This window comes from Gammaproteobacteria bacterium (assembly GCA_022340215.1).
Classification (GTDB): domain Bacteria; phylum Pseudomonadota; class Gammaproteobacteria; order JAJDOJ01; family JAJDOJ01; genus JAJDOJ01.
This window is the reverse complement of sequence record JAJDOJ010000018.1, coordinates 1-4,039: the sequence shown is the minus strand read 5'-3', so window position 1 is coordinate 4,039 and position 4,039 is coordinate 1. Positions and strand designations below refer to the sequence as shown.

The following is a 4,039-nucleotide window of genomic DNA, read 5'->3' as shown; positions in this document are numbered from 1 at the left end:
CGCCTTGATGACGAACGATCCCGGCGCGGCGCTGTCCCTGCTTTGCTTGGGCACCGGTCTTGGGCTTCCTGCCCAAGCCGTTCACTGCTTCGCAGCTCACCCGGCGCAATCTGGTACGCCATTCTCCGGCAATCGCCTTAGCAGGCTGCCGCCGTATCGATCCCGGGACGGTCGGCTTGCGGTACCGTGTACGGGCCGAAAACCGGGATAACCGACCCTGGAAAGCCACAGTGCTCTGTCGTAATGTCATCGGCCAGAATATTCCCGTCTATCCGTCATGGGTCTTTCAGCATGAGTGAACTGCCGCAGAACCTGTACCGTGCCGCCCAGGTGAAAGAGCTTGACCGCACAGCGATCGAGGACCACGGCATCGCGGGAGGGACGCTCATGAATCGCGCCGGGGAAGCGGCCTTCGGTGTGCTGCGCCGTGCATGGCCCAGGGCGGGGACGATCCTGGTTGTGGCGGGGCCGGGTAACAACGGCGGGGACGGTTACGTGGTGGCGCGTCTCGCGCGCGAGGCCGGGCTGGGCGTGAAACTCGTGTTTCTCGGCGATCCCGCGCGAATGCGTGGCGATGCACTCGCGGCGCGCGAGTCCTTCCTGGCGTGCGGGGGGCAAGCGCGGTCCTGGACCGGAAAGCTACCTCCCGCGGATGTCATCGTGGATGCGCTCCTGGGCACGGGACTGGAAAGGGAGGTCGAAGGCGCGTTCCGGGAGATCATCGATGCGATCAATGCGCATTCCGCACCCGTGATCGCCATCGATATCCCTTCCGGTCTGCACAGCGATACCGGCAGCCCGCTCGGCGCCGCCGTCAATGCCGAGCGGACCGTAAGCTTTATCGGTCTCAAGCAGGGCCTGTTCACGGGATTCGGAAAGGCCTGTTGCGGTCAGGTTCGATTCAGCGATCTGGGTGTGCCCGAGGCGGTCTACGATGTCGTTCGGCCGTCCAGCGTACTGATCTCCCTCGAACGATTCCGGGATCGGCTATCCCCCCGTGCGCGGACTGCGCACAAGGGAGACTTCGGCCATGTCCTCATCGTGGGTGGGGATTCCGGCATGTCCGGTGCGGCGCGGCTGGCCGGTGAGGCCGCTGCGCGAACCGGCGCGGGGCTGGTCAGTGTAGCCACACGGGCGGACCATGCCGGCGTGCTCAACGCCAATCGCCCCGAACTCATGGTCCGGGGGGTCGAGAACGAGGCGGAACTGGAGCCGTTGCTGTCCAGGGCCACGGTCGTCGCGATCGGTCCGGGACTGGGGCGGGGAGAATGGGGCCGGAGGATGTTGCCTCGTGTACTGGAGGTGGACCAGCCGGTGGTCATGGATGCCGATGCCCTGAACCTTCTCTCAGAGGGGGCCCCACAAGCCGGTGGGGGGCGCGTTCTGACGCCGCACCCCGGGGAGGCCGCACGGCTCCTGGGATGCACGACTTCGCAAGTGCAGCACGACAGGTTTGCCGCCGTCGAACGCATCGCCGATCAATACGGCGGCGTGGTCGTCCTCAAGGGGTCCGGTACGCTGATCGGCGGTGTCGGGTTGACTGCGCTCTGCGATGCGGGCAACCCCGGCATGGCCACGGGGGGGATGGGTGATGTCCTGACGGGAATCATCGCAGCGCTGATCGCGCAGGGACTCGGCCTCGGAGATGCGGCACAGACGGGTGTGTGCCTGCATGCGAGCGCGGCCGACGTGGTGGCGGCGGCGGACGGCGAGCGCGGCATGCTGGCCGGGGACCTTCCGCCGATCGTGCGATCGCTAGTCAATCCGCGACGGTCAGGTGGATAGGGCGCTGGAAAGCCGGGACGAGTCAGAGACCCGCAAATTGGGCGGTCGACTGGCCAGGGCGTGCCAGGGAGGGGAACTTATCTTTCTCATCGGAGACCTCGGTGCGGGAAAGTCGACCTTCGCCCGGGGATTCATCCACGCGCTGGGATATCGGGACAGCGTGAAGAGTCCGACCTTTACGCTGGTGGAACCCTACGAACTGCCGAATGCACCCGTTTACCATTTTGACCTCTATCGACTGGCCGATCCGGAGGAACTCGAGTACCTGGGGGTACGGGACTACCTCGCCGGCGAGGGGATATGCCTGGTGGAATGGCCCGAGAAGGGCGCCGGCGTGTTGCCGCAACCCGATATCGAGGTACGTCTCGAGGAGACATCCTTCGGTCGCCGCTTGCGGTTTCGGGCCTCCAGTGACGCGGGCCGGCGGGCATTGCGGGCGATCGGTTCCGGGGTTGATCAATAAAACGGTTAAGGTTGGAACTGTATCTAGTGAGAATTGTTTGAAAAAACCACTTGAACTTTTCTGGGAATGCGCCACACTCATGAAGCGGGGAAGTCACTTCGATGGGGGCAGATTTCCGGATCGTCTCGCCACGAGGTCGGCCTTTCGGGGAAATCGCCGGGTTCCCGGTCACGGCAGACCGCCGAGAGATGGTTGTCTTTGGAACGGGGTGGGAGAACAGCAAGAAATGCTCACGATGTTCGGGCGCGTCGCCGCTTCCCCAGGGAGGGGGGAAACCAGGGGGAATGATGAGGGGCTGGCAGGCGGGACGCGCCGCCGGTTTCTGTTGCGGTGTATCGCGCTGACTGGAGGCGCCGCCGCTTGGCTGCTCTCCTCGCCGGTCATGGCGGGTTCGGCGGCGGTACTGAAACGGATCCGGGTCGCCGGTCGCAATGGCGACACGCGGCTGGTGATGGAACTCAGCCAGCCGGTCGATCACAACATCTTTACACTTACCGCGCCGCACCGCGTCGTGATCGACCTCGCGGACACCCGGGCCTCGGGGAGGCTGCATGAGGTGAGCGCGGGAGATTCGCTGCTCAAGGGGGTCCGATGGGCGTCCAAGGGGGAGAAGGACCTGCGAATCGTACTCGATCTGAACCGGATGGCGGCCCCGCGAAGCTTTGCGTTGGAACCCGAGAAAGGGCGCGGTCATCGGCTGGTGGTGGATCTCAGCAGTCGGGAGGGAAAGTCGAGTCAACAGCCGGTGAAGTCCTCGGCGGAAACGCCACTGCGGACACGTGAGGTAGTCGTCGCGATCGATGCCGGTCACGGCGGCAAGGATCCCGGGGCGATCGGCAGGCGAAAGACGCGCGAAAAGGACGTCGTACTCGCCATCGCGAGGCAAACGGCATCGTTGATCAATCGCGAAAAGGGGATGCGCGCGGTGTTGACCCGCGACCGGGATGTGTATCTCCCCCTGCGGGACCGGATCCAGAAGGCGCGAAGCTCCCAGGCAGATCTTTTTCTGTCCATTCACGCGGATGCGGCGCGGAACCGCAAGGCGCAGGGCGCCTCGGTCTATGTCCTGTCACCGCACGGCGCCAGCAGCGAGCACGCCCGCTGGCTGGCGAAGAAGGAAAACGACGCGGATCTGATCGGCGGCGTGAGCCTCACCGACAAGGATGGTCTGCTCGCCTCCGTGTTGCTGGACCTGTCACAGACCGCGACGATCGAGGCCAGCGCCGATGTGGCGTCGTCACTGTTGAAGGAACTCACCGCCGTCGGACGGGTACACAGCCGAAAGGTCGAGCAGGCCGGGTTCGTGGTCCTCAAGTCACCGGATATCCCCTCCGTGCTGGTGGAAACTGCATTCATCTCCAACGCCCGGGAGGAGAAACGGCTCAAGACCCGGGCCTACCAGAAACAGGTCGCAACCGCGATCCTGCTGGGGGTCAAGCGCTATTTCCGGCAGCATGCCCCAGCCGGCGCCAGAATGGCGGACGCATCGTCAGGGGCTGACACTCACGTCATCCAGCGAGGGGAAACGTTGTCCGCGATCGCTCACCGCTACCAGGTCGACGTCGGGCGCCTGCGTAAGGTCAACGCCCTGAGTGGCGACAGGATCCGTACCGGTCAGGTCCTACGCATTCCGCTGAGCGGCAGTTAGGCGATTGCCGGAAAATGACAGACCGGATCGCGCCGGGTGAGCTGCGAAGCAGTGAACGGCTTGGGCAGGAAGCCCAAGACCGGTGCCCAAGCAAAGCAGGGACAGCGCCGCGCCGGGATCGTTCGTCATCAAGACGCGACAAC

3 protein-coding genes are annotated in these 4,039 nt (G+C 64.8%); all 3 read left to right on the top strand.

Translation table 11 applies throughout. The annotated features are described in order from the left end of the window. Window positions 1–291 precede the first annotated feature (291 nt). The 3 genes from LJE91_01140 (at window position 292) to LJE91_01130 (ending at window position 3,896) form a co-directional block, all read left to right on the top strand. Entirely contained in the window at window positions 292–1,785 is a 1,494-nt protein-coding gene (locus tag LJE91_01140) for an NAD(P)H-hydrate dehydratase (protein MCG6867365.1), read from the top strand. Next, the gene (gene tsaE, locus LJE91_01135) at window positions 1,778–2,248 is read left to right on the top strand and encodes a tRNA (adenosine(37)-N6)-threonylcarbamoyltransferase complex ATPase subunit type 1 TsaE (protein ID MCG6867364.1); all 471 of its coding nucleotides are present in this window, start codon (window positions 1,778–1,780) and stop codon (window positions 2,246–2,248) included. Before LJE91_01140 ends, tsaE begins: the two co-directional genes overlap by 8 nt. Window positions 2,249–2,474: 226 nt before the next feature. Continuing rightward, window positions 2,475–3,896: an N-acetylmuramoyl-L-alanine amidase gene (locus LJE91_01130; protein MCG6867363.1), complete on the top strand. Its 1,422-nt coding sequence runs from the start codon at window positions 2,475–2,477 to the stop codon at window positions 3,894–3,896. Window positions 3,897–4,039 lie beyond the last annotated feature (143 nt).